The sequence below is a fragment of the Gordonia spumicola genome, assembly GCF_009932475.1.
Lineage (GTDB): Bacteria > Actinomycetota > Actinomycetes > Mycobacteriales > Mycobacteriaceae > Gordonia > Gordonia spumicola.
This window is the reverse complement of the sequence record NZ_BJOV01000005.1, coordinates 740287-755989: the sequence shown is the minus strand read 5'-3', so window position 1 is coordinate 755989 and position 15703 is coordinate 740287. Positions and strand designations below refer to the sequence as shown.

At 67.9% G+C, this 15703-nt stretch carries 16 protein-coding genes; 6 read left to right on the top strand and 10 right to left on the bottom strand.

Annotated features, from left to right (window positions below; all coding sequences use genetic code 11):
- Window positions 1-2 precede the first annotated feature (2 nt).
- Complete coding sequence (locus GYB83_RS14800) at window positions 3-455, top strand: MaoC family dehydratase (protein ID WP_161896199.1); 453 nt, start codon at window positions 3-5, stop codon at window positions 453-455.
- Window positions 452-1333 (top strand): poly(3-hydroxyalkanoate) depolymerase, encoded by an 882-nt coding sequence (gene phaZ / locus GYB83_RS14795; RefSeq protein ID WP_228461492.1) that lies wholly within the window; start codon window positions 452-454, stop codon window positions 1331-1333. The genes GYB83_RS14800 and phaZ overlap by 4 nt, the downstream gene beginning before the upstream one ends.
- 67 nt (window positions 1334-1400) lie before the next feature.
- Here the strand turns inward: phaZ and GYB83_RS14790 are convergent, their stop codons facing one another.
- The 4 genes from GYB83_RS14790 to dapB form a co-directional block, all read right to left on the bottom strand.
- Window positions 1401-2291 carry an SDR family NAD(P)-dependent oxidoreductase gene (locus tag GYB83_RS14790; RefSeq protein WP_161896197.1) on the bottom strand — a complete coding sequence of 297 codons (891 nt, stop codon included), beginning with the start codon at window positions 2289-2291 and terminating at the stop codon, window positions 1401-1403.
- Between the two features lie 95 nt (window positions 2292-2386).
- A complete protein-coding gene (locus tag GYB83_RS14785) occupies window positions 2387-2839 on the bottom strand; it encodes a flavodoxin family protein (protein WP_161896196.1) in 453 nt (150 codons plus the stop codon).
- Between the two features lie 41 nt (window positions 2840-2880).
- A complete protein-coding gene (locus GYB83_RS14780) occupies window positions 2881-3360 on the bottom strand; it encodes a hypothetical protein (protein ID WP_161896195.1) in 480 nt (159 codons plus the stop codon).
- Between the two features lie 3 nt (window positions 3361-3363).
- Window positions 3364-4116, bottom strand: coding sequence for a 4-hydroxy-tetrahydrodipicolinate reductase (gene dapB / locus GYB83_RS14775; protein WP_161896194.1), 753 nt, complete (start codon window positions 4114-4116; stop codon window positions 3364-3366).
- A gap of 146 nt (window positions 4117-4262) precedes the next feature.
- Here dapB and GYB83_RS14770 point away from each other — a divergent pair, with 146 nt between their 5' ends.
- Window positions 4263-6329, top strand: a complete 2067-nt coding sequence (locus GYB83_RS14770) for a neutral/alkaline non-lysosomal ceramidase N-terminal domain-containing protein (RefSeq protein WP_161896193.1) — start codon at window positions 4263-4265, stop codon at window positions 6327-6329.
- A gap of 77 nt (window positions 6330-6406) precedes the next feature.
- Here the strand turns inward: GYB83_RS14770 and GYB83_RS14765 are convergent, their stop codons facing one another.
- The 3 genes from GYB83_RS14765 to GYB83_RS14755 form a co-directional block, all read right to left on the bottom strand.
- Window positions 6407-8674, bottom strand: a complete 2268-nt coding sequence (locus tag GYB83_RS14765) for a polyribonucleotide nucleotidyltransferase (protein WP_161896192.1) — start codon at window positions 8672-8674, stop codon at window positions 6407-6409.
- Window positions 8675-9021: 347 nt separating this feature from the next.
- Window positions 9022-9291 carry a 30S ribosomal protein S15 gene (gene rpsO / locus GYB83_RS14760; protein WP_161896191.1) on the bottom strand — a complete coding sequence of 90 codons (270 nt, stop codon included), beginning with the start codon at window positions 9289-9291 and terminating at the stop codon, window positions 9022-9024.
- A gap of 149 nt (window positions 9292-9440) precedes the next feature.
- A complete protein-coding gene (locus tag GYB83_RS14755) occupies window positions 9441-10400 on the bottom strand; it encodes a bifunctional riboflavin kinase/FAD synthetase (protein ID WP_161896190.1) in 960 nt (319 codons plus the stop codon).
- Between the two features lie 59 nt (window positions 10401-10459).
- On the opposite strand from GYB83_RS14755, the gene GYB83_RS14750 reads away from it, so the two are divergent.
- Together GYB83_RS14750 and GYB83_RS14745 are read left to right on the top strand one after the other, a co-directional pair.
- The gene (locus tag GYB83_RS14750; RefSeq protein ID WP_161896189.1) at window positions 10460-11143 is read left to right on the top strand and encodes a metal-dependent transcriptional regulator; all 684 of its coding nucleotides are present in this window, start codon (window positions 10460-10462) and stop codon (window positions 11141-11143) included.
- A 121-nt stretch (window positions 11144-11264) separates the two neighbouring features.
- The gene (locus tag GYB83_RS14745) at window positions 11265-12704 is read left to right on the top strand and encodes a carboxylesterase/lipase family protein (RefSeq protein WP_161896188.1); all 1440 of its coding nucleotides are present in this window, start codon (window positions 11265-11267) and stop codon (window positions 12702-12704) included.
- 52 nt (window positions 12705-12756) lie between these two features.
- Here GYB83_RS14745 and truB read toward each other — a convergent pair whose 3' ends face one another.
- Genes truB through GYB83_RS14730 form a run of 3 tightly spaced genes read right to left on the bottom strand, consistent with a single transcriptional unit; the run spans window position 12757 to window position 15288 of the window.
- Complete coding sequence (truB, locus tag GYB83_RS14740) at window positions 12757-13656, bottom strand: tRNA pseudouridine(55) synthase TruB (RefSeq protein WP_161896187.1); 900 nt, start codon at window positions 13654-13656, stop codon at window positions 12757-12759.
- Entirely contained in the window at window positions 13656-14315 is a 660-nt protein-coding gene (locus GYB83_RS14735; protein ID WP_161896186.1) for a 4'-phosphopantetheinyl transferase family protein, read from the bottom strand. Before GYB83_RS14735 ends, truB begins: the two co-directional genes overlap by 1 nt.
- A gap of 19 nt (window positions 14316-14334) precedes the next feature.
- Window positions 14335-15288, bottom strand: a complete 954-nt coding sequence (locus tag GYB83_RS14730) for a metallophosphoesterase family protein (protein WP_161896185.1) — start codon at window positions 15286-15288, stop codon at window positions 14335-14337.
- A 66-nt stretch (window positions 15289-15354) separates the two neighbouring features.
- On the opposite strand from GYB83_RS14730, the gene GYB83_RS14725 reads away from it, so the two are divergent.
- The gene (locus tag GYB83_RS14725; RefSeq protein ID WP_161896184.1) at window positions 15355-15687 is read left to right on the top strand and encodes a GNAT family N-acetyltransferase; all 333 of its coding nucleotides are present in this window, start codon (window positions 15355-15357) and stop codon (window positions 15685-15687) included.
- Window positions 15688-15703 lie beyond the last annotated feature (16 nt).

The window sequence follows — 15703 nt, the reverse complement described above, 5'->3', positions numbered from 1 at the left end:
TCATGCCCACTGTCATCTCATCCCCAGCCGCCATCGCAGACCATGTCGGCCAGACGCTCGGCGTCACCGACTGGATCACCGTCGACCAGGATCGGGTGAATCAGTTCGCCGATGCGACCGGCGATCACCAGTGGATCCATGTCGACGTCGAGCGTGCGAAGAACGGCCCGTTCGGCGGCACGATCGCCCACGGCTACCTCACGTTGTCGATGCTCCCCGAGATGATCGCGGGCGCCGTCGACGTGCAGAACGTCGAGGCCGCGCTCAACTACGGACTCAACAAGGTCCGGTTCCCGTCCCCCGTGCCTGTCGGGTCACGTCTGCGCGGCACTGTGGTCGTGACCTCCGCCGAGACCAAGCGTGCGGGCGTCGAAGCCGTCTACACGATCGCTGTCGAACTCGACGGTGGGAGTCGGCCGGCATGCGTCGCCGAATGCGTGGTGCTGTACCGATGACCGACACCGTCGATGTGAACGACACCGTCGCCGATGTGTACATCGCCGCGGGCGGACAACGCATCCGCGTCCGATACCGGCCCGGCACCGGGATCCCGCTCGTCATGTGCAACGGGATCGGGGCGAGCCTGGAAGTCCTCGACCCGCTCGTCGACCACATCGAGTCGGACCGGCCGATCGTCCGGTTCGACGTCCCGGGGACGGGTGAGTCCCCGGCGTCCGCGGCGCCGTACGGCTTCCCCTACCTCGCCTGGGTTCTCGGGCGGGTCCTCGACCGTCTCGACATCGGCGTGGTCGACATCCTCGGACTCAGCTGGGGCGGCGCTTTGGCGCAGCAGTTCGCGTTCCAGAACCCTCGTCGGTGCCGCAGGCTGATTCTCATCGCGACCGGAACCGGCGCGATCATGGTGCCGGGCAGTCCGCGAGTGTTGTCGAAGATGCTGACGCCCAAGCGGTTTCGCGACCCCTCATACGGTGCTGAGATCGCGGCCGACCTGTATGGCGGCCGTGTCCGCACAGACGGTCACGACGTCGCGCAGATCCTGATCCGCCAGCTCCATGCGGGATCGAAGAAGGGATACCTCCACCAGCTGATGGCCGGGTCGGTGTGGACGTCGTTGTTCGCGCTGCCGACGATCCGCCAGCGCACACTCATCATCGCGGGCACGGACGACCCGATCATCCCGATGGTCAACGCCCGGATCATGAACGCGCTCATGCCTCGTGCGACGCTCCACGTCCACGACGGCGGTCACATCGACACACTGTTGAGCTCCGAGGTCTTCGCACCGGTCATCGACCGGTTCCTCGGCCCGACGAAGCCCGCTTCGCGCAACTGGCAGCGCAGCATCACGGTGACGTTCACGCCGGGCGGTTGATGTCGGACGCGCTCCACTGCCGCGGCGCCCGAGTCCGGAGATCTCGACTCGAGCGCCCGGCAGCGGTCTACTTGCCCACCGCGCTCAGATCCTGCTCGTGAATCTGCGCGAACGGCACGTGGGTCGCGGGGTCGACGATCTCGTCGAGGTGCTCGGCGATCGCCTCGGGGGTCAGGTCGGCCGACGCGAACCCCTTGTTGAAGCCGAGGACGAGTCGCTGCACCTCTCCGCCTTGGGCCTGCAAGACCTCGCCGTTCAGCGCACACGACTCGTGGACGAGGTAGGCGACGACCGGGCTGATCGCCGACGTCGGCAGGTTGTCGCGCATGAACTGCTTGAACTCGTCGGGCAGGTCGGCCTCGTCCGACATGCGGGTGGCCGCAGTGGGTGCGATCGCGTTCACCGTGATCCCGACGTCGACGGCCTCGAACGCGAGCGTCCGCGTGAACGCGAAGATCGCTCCCTTGGCTGCGACGTACGGCGTCTGCTTCGGGAAGCCGATCAGGGTCGGGGACGACGTGTTCACGATCCGTCCGGCACCGCTGCGCACGAGGTGCGGCCACGCGGCCGCGCACATTCCGGCGGTCCCGAAGAAGTGGACCTCCATGTGCTTGCGGATGGAGTCCATCGGCGCGTCGTCGAACGCGTGGACCTGATTGATGCCCGCGTTGTTGACAAGGATGTCGAGGCGGCCGAACGCCTCGATCGCGGTGGCGACGACGGCCTCGGGGTCGTCACTGACCGAATGGAAGTCGGCGACCGCGGTCCCTCCCGCTGCGACGATCCGGGCCACGACCTCCTCCGCGGGCGCCGTGCTCGCGCCTGTCCCCTGCGATGAACCGCCGAGGTCGTTGACGACGACCTTCGCGCCGCGAGCGGCGAGGAACTCCGCGTGTGCGGCGCCCAGTCCGCGCCCCGCACCGGTCACGATCGCAACTTTTCCGTCGAACGTCAGCATGTCAGCCTCCATATAGTCTGCATTAAATATTTTGCTTGGTGAGACTGTAGCCCAACGGACATCGCCGGGCAGGCGATTCAGAGAACTAGGGTCCCCTAGCCCATCAAGCGGGCCGCAACGGTCGCACCCAGCTCCCAGCATGCGTCCAGATCGACCTTGTCAGGCTTGTTCGACGCGATCACGTACTCGTGCGCCTTGTCCCAGCCGAGTCCCGTGGTGATCCGGTCGACCGCGGTGACCGCGCCCTCGGCGCCCTCGTTGCCGTGCAGGTACAACCCGAACGGCCGACCTCGGGTCGAGTCGAGGATCTGGTAGTACGCCACATCGAAGGCGTGTTTGAGAGCGCCCGAGATGTAGCCGAGGTTCACCGGAGTCCCGAGGATGTACCCGTCGGCGTCGAGGAAGTCGCTCGCCGACACCGACAACGCCGCACGGCGAACCACGTCGACCCCGTCGATCTCGGGGTCGGTCGCACCGGCGATCACCGACTCGAACATCGCCTGGCAGTGCGGCGACGGCGTGTGGTGGACGATCAGCAGACGGGCCATCGGGTCAGGATGCCGGACGGCCTTTCGACTCGCAAGCTCGCTCAAGGAGCGGATCGAGCCGCCCGATACTGACTCGATGCGCGCTTCATCATCTCGCGGGCGCGGGAGCGGTCGCCCGCGTAGTCGTACGCTCGCGCGATGCGGTAGGTGCTCACCCAGTCGGACGGGTCAGCCTCCCACTCGTCCTTCACCGAGGCGAACAGTTCGTCGGCCGCGTCGCGTTCGATGCGTCCAGACGGACGACGCGGCAGATCGTCGACGTCGAGTTCTCGCCCGAGGTCTCCGACGGCGGCGGCCATGCGCTGATGCTCGATGCCCGAGCGCAGGGTCGACACGATCATCCACACGCCCAACAGCGGCAGGATGAACACGCCGACGCCCAGACCGATCGAGACGGCGGTCCCCTCGCCGATCAAGTTCACGGCCATGCGTCCGAGGATCACGAAGTAGACGCACATGGCGACCACGAGGAAACCGATCATCAGCACGATCGGCCGGGGGTCCGGCTTGCGGGCGGCCACGTCCTACAGGTCCATCAGATGTTCGAGGCCCACGGTCAGGCCCGGCCGCGAACCGATCTCGCGGACGCCGAGCAGCACACCGGGGACGAACGAGTTGCGGTCGATCGAGTCGTGCCGGATCGTCAGCGTCTCGCCCTGCGTTCCGAACAGCACCTCCTGATGGGCGACGAGCCCGGCCAGTCGGATCGAGTGCACGCGCACACCGTCGACGTCGGCTCCCCGAGCACCCTCCAGACCGGTCGACGTGGCGTCCGGCGACGCGCCGAGACCCGCCTCCGCGCGGGCGGCGGCGATCAGCTGTGCGGTGCGTCCCGCGGTGCCCGACGGCGCGTCGGCCTTGAACGGGTGGTGCAGTTCGACGACCTCGACTGAGTCGAAGAACCGCGCGGCCTGCTGGGCGAAACGCATCGACAGCACGGCGCCGATGGCGAAGTTGGGGGCGATCAGGACGCCGCTGCGCGGGTCGTCGCCGAGCCATTCGACGACGGTGTCGAGACGTTCCTGTGTGAAGCCGGTGGTGCCGACCACCGCGTGGATCCCGTTGTCGATGAGGAACTTCAGATTGTCCATCACGGCGTCCGGATGGGTGAAGTCGACGACGACGGACGTCTGCGAGTCGACGAAGTCCTGCAGCGAATCGCCCTTGTCGACACCGACGGTGAATTCGGCGTCCGACGCCGCCTCGACACCCTCGATGATCGCCTTGCCGACCTTGCCGTTGCTACCAAGCACACCCGTGCGGATGCCGTTGCCCATGTGCGGAGCCCTCCTCGTCGCGGTTACCGCTCCAGTCTAGAAGCAGACCCGCGACGACATTCGACGAGGATTGTTGATCGATTGATCGAATGAGGCTAGGGTCACAGAATCGCATGACTACAACGCGTTTCACCTTGAGGAGACTCATGTCCGACATCTCTCGCCGCTCCGTCCTGCAGGCCGCCGCCATCGGCGCCACCGCGACGGCCGCGACCGCCGCTCTCGGCGGAGCCTCCTTCGATCAGGCGGGCGCCGCACGCGCGGACGGGACGTCGTCGAACGGCTATCTGGTCGGCGCGGGCAAGGGCGACATGACCGGCGCGATCGCGGGTCAGGGCATGATGGGCTACTCCGACGCCGAACAGGTCGCCAAGGGGATGCTGCAGCGCACCTGGGCGCGCGCGTTCATCATCGCCGACGCCGTTTCCGGACAGCGTGTCCTGTTCATCACCGCCGACATCGCGTGCGTGTTCACCTCGCACCACAACCTGCTGCTGTCCGCGCTGTCGAAGAAGTACGGCGACACGTACAACGTCCACAACGTGAACATCAACGCCACGCACAACCACAATTCGTGCGGCGGCACCTCGTGGGACTACGCGTACGTCCTCGCCGCGATGGGCCATCGGCACAACTCGCTGCAGGCCGAGATCGCGGGCCTGCTCGACGCCGTCGACGAGGCTCACCGCAGTCTCGCACCCGGCACCGTGGAGCTCGGCCACGACGAACTCCACGACGCCAGCGCCAACCGGTCGATGCCTGCGTTCAGCCTCAACCCGGCCGACGACCGCCGCCACTTCCCACAGCACATCGACCCGCAGGTCACCGCGATCCGGCTCCGCCAGGGCGGCACCACCATCGGCGAGATCACCTGGTTCGCCACGCACGGCACGTCCCTGACCGACAACAACTTCCAGATCGGGCCGGACAACAAGGGCTACGCGGCGTACCTCGCCGAGCAGCGCACCGACGGTCTCGTCGCCGCCCACGCCCAGACCAATGCGGGCGACATGACGCCGAACCTGTGGCTGCGCAAGATGAATCCCGGCGGCCCGACCGAGGACCACCGCACCAACCGGATCCTGATCGGACGCCGCCAGGACGAGGCGGGGCAGCGCGCCCTCGCCGGTGCCCGCGCGATGAGCAAGGGCGGCGTCTACACGGCCTCGCGCTACCTGAATCTGCACGACATGCACATCTCCGGGCACTACACCCCCAACGGGAAGTCGACCCGCACCTCCCCCGCCATCATGGGCATGGCCGCCGCGGCCACCAGCATGGAGGACAACAACCGCAGCCAGTTGTCCATCCTGCACGAGGGCATGCGCAACGAGTTCGCGATGGCGCTCGGCGCGGGCAAGGTCCCCACTCCGGAACCGTGGATGGTCGACGTCCAGGCCCCCAAGGCCGACCTGTTCCCCCTCGGGCTGCTGCCGCCGCGCCCGTGGATCGAACAGCGGCTGCCGATCCAGATGATCCGCATCGGCGATCTCGTGCTCGCCGCGATGCCGTCGGAGACGACGATCATCGCGGGTCTGCGCATCCGCAGGCTCGTCGCCGACGCCATGAACATGCCGTTGGAGAACGTCCTGCTGCAGGGCTACTCCAACGGCTACAGCCAGTACACGGTCACCCCCGAGGAGTACGTGGCTCAGCAGTACGAGGGCGGCGAGAGCCTGTTCGGACGCTGGACGCTGTGCGCCTACATGCAGGAGTTCCACTCGATGGCGCGCACGATGGCCGCCGGGTCGCGTAAACCCGCGGGCGTCCGCCCCGCCAACCGCGACGATCTGCAGCCCGACCTGCTCGGCGGCCAGCCCGCCGACACCCCGATGCCCGGCTACAAGTTCGGTCAAGTGGTCTCGAAGGTCCCGTCGACAGCCAAGGTCGGCACCACCGTCGCCGCCAGCTTCTGCGGAGCCTTCCCGACCAACAAGATCCGTCGAGGCAAGGGCACCAAGGGATACTTCGCGGTCGAGAAGTTCACCGGCACCGGCTGGACCGTCGCCTACAACGACGATCACGAGTCGACCGAGTTGACGTGGGTCCGCCCCGGCGGCAGTGCGTCGGCGTCCAAGGTGACGGTCTCGTGGCACATCCCTCGCAATACGCCCGCGGGCGACTACCGTATCCGCTACTACGGCGACGTGAAGTCCGGATCGGGCGCCCTGCGCGAGATCACCGGCACCACCGGCCGCATCAAGGTCGGCTGAACCGCTCCCCGCCCAAGAGACGGAATCGGCCCCCGACACTCACGTGTCGGGGGCCGATTCTCGTCGATCAGTGGGGATCAGGCGTCAGCCTTCTCCTCCGCCTTGTCGGCGTCGTCACGCACGGGGACGAGGCTGATCTTGCCGCGCTCGTCGATGTCGGCGATCTCGACCTGGAGCTTGTCGCCCACCTTGACCACGTCCTCCACCTTGCCGATGCGCTTGCCGTTGCCCAGCTTCGAGATGTGGACGAGGCCGTCGCGGCCCGGGAGCAGCGAGACGAAGGCGCCGAACGCGGCCGTCTTGACGACGGTGCCCAGGAAGCGCTCGCCGACCTTCGGCAGCTGCGGGTTGGCGATGGCGTTGACCTTGTCGATCGCGGCCTGAGCGGACGGGCCGTCGGCGGCGCCGATGAACACGGTGCCGTCGTCCTCGATCGAGATGTTGGCTCCGGTCTCCTCCGTGATGCCGTTGATCGTCTTGCCCTTGGGGCCGATCAGCTCGCCGATCTTGTCCATCGGGATCTTGATCGTGGTGATCCGCGGCGCGTACGGGCTCATCTCGTCGGGCTCGTCGATGGCCTCGGCGAGGACGTCGAGGATGGTGAGGCGCGCCTGCTTGGCCTGGCTCAGCGCACCGGCGAGAACCTTCGAGGGGATGCCGTCGAGCTTGGTGTCGAGCTGCAGGGCGGTCACGAAGTCCTTGGTGCCTGCGACCTTGAAGTCCATGTCGCCGAACGCGTCCTCCGCACCGAGGATGTCGGTGAGGGCGACGTAGCGGGTCTCGGTCTTGCCGTCGATGGTGACCTCGTCGGAGACGAGACCCATCGCAATGCCCGCGACCGGAGCCTTCAGCGGGACGCCCGCGTTGAGCAGCGAGATCGTCGACGCACAGACCGAGCCCATCGACGTCGAACCGTTGGAGCCGAGGGCCTCGGACACCTGGCGGATCGCGTACGGGAACTCCTCGACGCTCGGCAGCACCGGCACGAGCGCGCGCTCGGCGAGTGCGCCGTGACCGATCTCGCGACGCTTCGGCGAACCGACACGGCCGGTCTCACCGGTCGAGTACGGCGGGAAGTTGTAGTGGTGCATGTAGCGCTTGCTGGTCTCGGGGCCGAGCGAGTCGACCTGCTGAGCCATCTTGACCATGTCGAGGGTGGTGACGCCCATGATCTGGGTCTCGCCGCGCTCGAACAGGGCGCTGCCGTGTGCACGCGGGATGATGCCGATCTCCGCCGAGAGTGCGCGGATGTCGGTGATGCCGCGGCCGTCGATGCGGAAGTGGTCGGTGAGGATGCGCTGACGGACGAGCTTCTTGGTCAGCGAGCGGTACGCCGCGCCGATCTGGCCTTCGCGGCCCTCGAAGCGGTCGCCGAGCTCGGCGAGGACGTCGGCCTTGAGGGCGTCGGTCGCGTTGTCGCGCTCCTGCTTGCCCGCGATCGCGAGGGCGTCGCCGAGGCGGGCCGAGGCGAACTCCGAGACGGCGTCGAAGACGTCGTCCTGGTATGCGGGGAACAGCGGGAAGTCGCGGGTCTCCTTGGCGGCGGCCGCGGCGAGCTGCTTCTGCGCCTCGCACAGGGCTGCGATGAACGGCTTGGCGGCCTCGAGACCCTCGGCGACGACGGCTTCGTTCGGCGCCTGGGCGCCACCGGCGATGAGCTCGAGGACGTTGTCGGTGGCCTCTGCCTCGACCATCATGATCGCGACGTCGGCGTTCGCACCTTCGCCGCCGACGATGCGGCCCGCGACGACCATGTCGAACACGGCGCCCTCGAGTTGCTCGACGGTCGGGAACGCGACCCACTGGCCTGCCTTGTTCTCATCGGTCGGAATGAGGGCGACGCGGACACCGCCGACGGGGCCCGAGAACGGGAGTCCGGCGATCTGGGTGGACGCGGACGCGGCGTTGATCGCGACGACGTCGTAGAGGTCGTTGGGGTCGAGCGACAGGATGGTCTCGACCACCTGGATCTCGTTGCGGAGACCGTCGACGAACGACGGACGCAGCGGACGGTCGATCAGGCGGCAGGTGAGGATGGCGTCGGTCGACGGGCGTCCCTCGCGGCGGAAGAACGATCCGGGGATGCGGCCGGCGGCGTACATGCGCTCTTCGACGTCGACGGTCAGCGGGAAGAAGTCGAAGTGATCCTTCGGCGACTTCGAGGCGGTGGTCGTCGAGAGGATCATCGTGCCCTCGTCGAGGTACGCGACGACCGAGCCCGCGGCCTGCAGCGCGAGGCGGCCGGTCTCGAAACGGATGGTCCGGGTGCCGAACGAGCCGTTGTCGATGACGGCGGAGACTTCGGTGATCGAATCGTCGAAGTCGTCGTTGATGACATCAGTCATGAAGTGGATTTCCCTTTGTTTGTGCCGTCACGATCCACGTGCGGCGGATATGCGGTTGCGGACCCGGCGCAGCATCGTGCCGCGGCGGATCCACCGTGATGAAGAGACTGGGAACGGCCGTACGGTCGCGGACAGCGCACTCGCGCTGTGAGTAGACGGCCATCGATCGAAGCGGCCGGAACATCCGAGCTCCGACAGCCACTACCGAGGACCGATCTGACGTGACACGACCGGCATGCCGTTGTACAGGCACCTCATCGCACGGTCATTCTAGCATTCGCCCTGCACAAAACGCTTCGAGGCCGCGACCCGTGCGGGTCGCGGCCTCGAAGCCGGAATGTCCTGCGTCAGCGACGCAGACCGAGACGCTCGATCAGCGAGCGGTAGCGCGCGATGTCGACGCTTGCCAAGTACTTCAGCAGACGACGACGGCGACCGACGAGCAGGAGCAGACCACGACGGCTGTGGTGATCGTGCTTGTGCTGCTTGAGGTGCTCGGTGAGGTCCTTGATGCGCTTGGTCAGCAGTGCGACCTGAGCCTCCGGCGAACCGGTGTCGGTCTCGTGCACGCCGTACTCGGCGAGGATGGTCTTCTTCTCTGCGGCGGTCAATGCCATGAGAGGTCTCCTTGTTCCAGTTCCGTGTTCCAGGTTCCGCCACCGGGCGGACGGTGCGCCGCCACGGACCGCAGCCGACACCAGCGATGAATGTTACCAGGACGTCCGACGAACCGAGGAATCGCCTCAACCGTCGACGGCAGGTCCGCTCACTCGCCCGACAGGATGGTCCGGGTGTTGTCGACGTCGGCGGCGATCGCCGCGATCAACGCGTCGACGCCGTCGTACGACTCCATCCCGCGCAGCCGACTGACGAAGTCCACCGCGACGTGCTGACCGTAGAGGTCGGCATCGACGTCGAGGACGTACGCCTCGATGGTGCGATTGCGCCCGGAGAAGGTCGGGTTGGTTCCGACCGACACCGACGCCGCGTACCGTTCGCCGATCCGGATGTCGTCGGCCTCCTTGTCGCCGAGGACGGTGAACCAGGCGGCGTACACGCCGTCAGCGGGGATCGCGGCGTGTTCGGGCGGCGAGACGTTGGCCGTCGGATAGCCGAGGTCTCGTCCACGCTTCTCCCCGTGGACGACGACGCCCTCGACGCGGTGCGGGCGGCCGAGCGCCTCGGCGGCGAGTTCGACGTCACCGGACGCGACGCACGAACGGATGTACGTGGACGAGTACGTGACGGCGTGCTCGCCGAACAGCGACATCGCCGTCACCTCGAAGCCGAACCGCTGTCCGAGCTCGCGGAGCTTCGGCACGTCGCCGAGCGCCTTGTGACCGAACGTGAAGTTGTCGCCGACGATCACCTCGGCGGCGTGGAGTTGCTCCACGAGCACCTCGTGGACGAACTCCTCCGGAGACTGCGCCGCCACCGTCGGCGTGAACGGGATGACGCAGAACACGTCGACGCCCATCTCCTCGGCGAGGTCGGCTCGCCGACGCAGCGTCGACAGCTGGGGTGGATGGCTGCCCGGCCTGACCACCTCGGACGGGTGGGGATCGAACGTCATCAGCACCGCGGGAACGCCGCGCTCAGCGGCCGCCCGGGTCGCCGCGTTCACCAGTTGGGCATGCCCCCGGTGAATGCCGTCGAATACGCCGATGGTCACCACACAGCGACCCCATCCGGCAGGGACCTCGTCCAAACCTCGCCAACGCAACACGGCTCTACAGTACGACTCGAACGCGGACCAGGCAGTGGCCGGTGGGTAAGGTTCTACTCATGCCCGACTCCCGACCGGTCGACGAACTCTCGTCCGTCACGCAGGACTACCTGAAAGTGATCTGGACGACCCAGGAGTGGTCGGATGTGAAGGTGACCACGAAACTGCTGGCAGAGAAGCTGGGCGTGTCACCGTCGACGGCGTCCGAGGGCATCCGGAAGCTCGCCGATCAGGAGTTGGTCGACCACGCCCCGTACGGTGCGGTGACCCTCACCGAGTCGGGCCGGACGGCGGCGGTCGGCATGGTCCGACGCCATCGACTCCTCGAGACGTTCCTCGTCCGGGAACTCGGCTACGGCTGGGACGAGGTGCACACCGACGCCGAGGTCCTCGAGCACGCCGTGTCCGAACTCCTCCTCTCGCGGATCGACGCGAAACTCGGGCACCCCAAACGCGACCCGCACGGCGATCCGATCCCGGACGCGAACGGAACGGTCCCATCGTCGGCGTCGCTGCAGCTGGCGGATCTGGATGTCGACGACCTGGGGATGATCACCCGCATCTCCGACTCCGACCCGGAGATGCTGCGATACTTCGAGGAGATCGGCATCGCCCTCGACTGCCGCGTCCGGATGACCGAGAAACGGCCGTTCGCGGGGACCGTGACGGTCTGCGTCGACGACGGCGCGCCGATCCATCTGGGCGACATCGCGGCCCGAGCGATCTTCCTCGATCGCGTCTGACGCATTCGGCAAACTCAGTACCGACAGCGACCGCCGAGGGAAGATTGCCCTCGGTCGGCCTTCTGAGTACTGAGTTTGACGAAGCCGCCTGACCGAGCCCGAAGCGGATAGGGTGCATGATGTGACCTCCGCCTCAATCGAGCATCCTGTCGTCGAGACCGCGTACGGCCCCGTCCGCGGTCGATTCACCCCCGCGAGCAACGGTTCGACCGTCGCCGCCTTCCTCGGGATCCCTTACGCCGCAGCGCCTATCGGCGGCCTCGCGGTCGCTGCGCCGCAACCTCCGACCGCGTGGACCGAGCCGCGCGACGCCCGCGACCACGGCCCCGCGGCCCCACAGGTCGCCTACCCCGAGCCGATCGGGTCGATCCTGGAGAACGTCTCGGCACCCGGCGCCGAGTATCTGAACGCGGACGTGTGGACACCGGATGTGGACGCGTCCGGCCTCCCGGTCGTGGTCTGGATACACGGCGGCGCGTTCACGCGCGGCGCCAACCGCATCAGCATCTACCGCGGCGACTCCTTCGCCCGCGACGGCGTCGTGTTCGTCGGCGTCAACTACCGCCTCGGCGCGTCCGGCTTCGCATCGGTGGACGGCGCGCCCGAGAACCGTGGACTGCTCGACCAGATCGCCGCGCTCGAATGGGTCGCGGACAACATCGCGGCGTTCGGCGGCGACCCGTCGCAGGTCACGATCATGGGCGAGTCCGCGGGCGCGATGAGCGTGGCATCGCTCCTGGCGTCACCACGCGCGGACGGCCTGTTCCATCGGGCGATCATGGAGAGCGGCAACGGAGTCGCGGCGTGCACCGTCGACGACGCCCGCCGAGTGAGCGCCCGCATCAGCGAGATCCTGGGCGTCGACGCGACCGCCGACGCGTGGTCGCAGGTGAGCGCGGACGGCCTGCTCGCGGCGCAGACCCAGACCGCGCTCGAACTGTCGATGAACCCGGATTCCGCGATCTGGGGCGAGTCCGTCGTCCGCGCGGGTCTCGGCGTGATGAGCGTGTTCCCGGTGATCGACGACGACGTGCTGCCCGGCCTGCCGGTCGACTCGATCGCATCGGGCGCGGGCGCCGGGGTGCCGCTGCTCGCGGGGTGGAACGCCGACGAGTTCCACTTCTTCCTCGCTCCGACCGGGCTCGTCGCGGCCGTCGACGCGCCGACCGCGGCGGGCGTCCTCGCCCGCGCGGGCATCGACACGTCGCACTTCGACGACCTCATCGCACAGGGCGTCGTCCCCGGCGACGCACTGTGCGCCGAACTGACCCGCTACGGCTTCTCCGACCCGACGACCGCCATCGCCGACGCCAGACCCGGCACCGCCACATTCCTGTACGAGTTCGGCCGCCACAGTCCCGTCGCGGGCATCCGGGCGGGTCACGCCGTCGAGATCGCATATGTGTTCGACCATCTCGACGATGCCCACAGCATCGTCGGCGACTCCCCCGACCAGTCGCTCGCGACCCGCATGCACGCCGCCTGGACGTCGTTCATCATGACCGGCGACCCGGGGTGGGAAGCGCACACGCCGGGGGCACAGCCCCACCTGTTCTCCTGACCCCTCGACTGCGCTCGGGGAGCTGCGAACTCGACTGCGCTCGGGGAACGGCTCAGCGCAGGGTCGCGGGGCGGACCACCATCACCGAACTCGCTCGGCGGCCCTTCTCCTGCACCAGCGCGATCGCCTGACCGGACGGGTCGACCACCGTGTACACGCCGGTCATGCCGACCGGCTCCAGCCATCGCCCCTGGCTGATCGACTCGGCGTCGTCGTCGGAGATCTCCCGCAGCGGGAAGCAGAGCTTGGCGGCGTCGTCGATGCCGAGACTCAGTCCGGGTTCCGCGGTCACCGCGTCCATCGTGCGCGCGTGATCGAGGGTGAACGGTCCGACCGCGGTGCGCCGCAGAGCGGTCAGATGTCCGCCGACCCCGAGTGCGGCGCCGAGGTCGCGGGCCAGCGACCGGATGTAGGTGCCGGACGAGCAGTCGACGTCCACGTCGACGTCGATGAACTCTCCGCCGCGCCTGATCTCCAGCACGTCGAACCTCGACACCGTGACCGGCCGCGCCTCCAGTTCGAAGTCCTCGCCGGTCCGCATCAGCACGTGGGCCCGACGACCGTCGACCTTGATGGCACTCACCTTGGCCGGGACCTGCAGGATGTCGCCGGTCAGATCCGCCACTCCCGAGAGGATCCGCTCCTCGGCGACCCCGCTAGCGTCTGCTGTCTCGAGTACTTCGCCTTCGGCGTCGTCGGTGGTCGTGCTCTGTCCGAGGCGGATGGTCGCCGAGTACGACTTCGTCGTCAATGACAGCAGTCCGAGCAGTTTCGTCGCCCGTTCGACGCCGATGACGAGGACGCCGGTCGCCATCGGGTCGAGGGTTCCGGCGTGCCCCACCTTGCGGGTCTGGAACGCTTTGCGCGTCTTGGCGACGACGTCGTGGCTCGTCATGCCTGCGGCTTTGTCGACGATGAGCAGACCCGCGTTGTCGATGCTGGAGTCTGCCATCAGGTGAGCGCGATCGTCGTGAGGATGAGGCCGTCGACGACGGCCCATCGTCCGGGCAGGGTGAGCAGCGGCGCTCCGCCGTCGATCGTGGTCCCGTCGATGAGGATCGTCGACGTGAAGGTCCCCGACAAGGCGTCGCCGTCGCGGGTGAACGTGATGTGTGCGTCCTCGAAGCCGAGCCAGCGGTGGGTGATCGGGAACCACGCCTTGTAGGTGGCCTCCTTGGCGCAGAACAGGAGTCGATCCCAGTGCAGGGCGTCGTCGCGGTCGGCGAGGACCTCGCGCTCGGCCTCGATCGACGTGTGACTCAGCACGCCGTCGGGCAGGGCGAGGTGCGGTTCGGCGTCGATGCCGAGCGAACGCACCTGCATGGTGTACGCGGCGACGGCGGCACGGTAGCCGTCGCAGTGCGTCATGCTGCCGACGATCTGGGCGGGCCACAGCGGCATTCCGCGCTCGCCGCGCAGGATCGGCACGGGTTCGAATCCGAGCTGGCCGAGGGCCTGGCGGGCGCAGTGGCGAGCCGTGGTGAACTCGCGACGACGCTTCTCCACCGCCTGTGAGATGAGGCTCTCTTCGGCTGGCATGGGAGTCAGTCCCGGCGGGTCGCCGAAGGTTTCGGCAGAGCCCACGCCGGACGGCACGAGTCGCGAGATCATGCGACCAATGGTGCCATGCTCACTTCTCACGCTCGGCGCGCCGCTGCTCGATGCGCCTGCGGAACTCGGCAGCCTTTTCCTCGTAGTCGGGCGGCAGGTCGAAACGGGCTCCGTGCTCGGGCAACGCATCGGGTGTGATGCCGCCGTCGGGGACGATCGGACGCAGCAGCGGGTGCGGGAGCCCGCGCCGTTTCCATTCGCGCGGGTAACCGACGGACACCTCCTCGAAGCGGACGCCGTCGTACCACGTGGTCCGCGGGATGTGCAGGTGACCGTAGACGCTGCACACCGCGTTGAACCGGGTGTGCCAGTCCGCGGTCGACTCGCTGCCGCACCAGAGGGCGAACTCCGGATACATGAGCGCGTCGCACGGCTCGCGGCGCAACGGCCAATGGTTGATGAGGACGGTCTTCTCGGCGGGGTCGATCGCCTCGAGCCGCTTCCGCGTGGCCTCGACGCGCGCGCGACCCCACGCGTCTCGCGTGCCGAACGGTTCGGGCGAGAGCAGGAACTCGTCGGTGGCGACCACGTTCCGCTCACGGGCGACCGCGAGCGCCTGCAGCGTGGTCGTGGTCCCCTCGGGTCGGAACGTGTAGTCGTACAGCAGGAACATCGGGACCACCCGGACCGGCGCGCTGCCGTCGCCCGCATCGAACAGCGGGTAGATGTCCTCCGGCGTGACGACGCCGAGGTCCCGGCACGCCTGGACGAGGTAGTCGTAGCGGGCGACGCCGAAGATCTGCAGCGGATCTTTCGCCGTCGTGTACAGCTCGTGATTGCCCGGCACCCAGATCACCGTCGCGAAGCGGGCCGCGAGCCTGCGGAGCGTGTCGACGATGTCGTCGGTCCGCTCGGCCACGTCGCCCGCGACGATCAACCAGTCCCCCGGATCGCTCGGTCGGATCTGGTCGAGGATCTGCTCGTTCCCCCGATGCGAGACGTGCAGATCGCTGATCGCCCAGAGTGTCGCCATGAATCCCATCGTCGCACGAGGCCGTCCGACCGCTCGCGACACGCTCGTCGGACTACCGTGGACGACATGACGCACGACACACCGGTCCCGCCGCCGACCATGGACCTCGATCCGGAGCCCGAGCTGCGGCACAACCCGGACCGCGACCGCTACGAGCTGTGGTCCGGCGACGAGTTGATCGGACTCGCGGGCTACGAGCGGACCACCGGCGGCGACGTCGTGGTGCTCCACACCGTGGTCACCGAGCGGTTCGGCAAGGCCGGCTTCGCACGTCTGCTCACCGTCCGCCTGCTCGACGCGCTCGACGCCGAGGGCCGCCAGGTGGTCCCGGTGTGCACCTACCTGCAGAAATTCATCGAGCGGTTTCCACAATACGAGCGGATGGTCCTCTCCGCCTGAGCCGATCGCGAGCGCA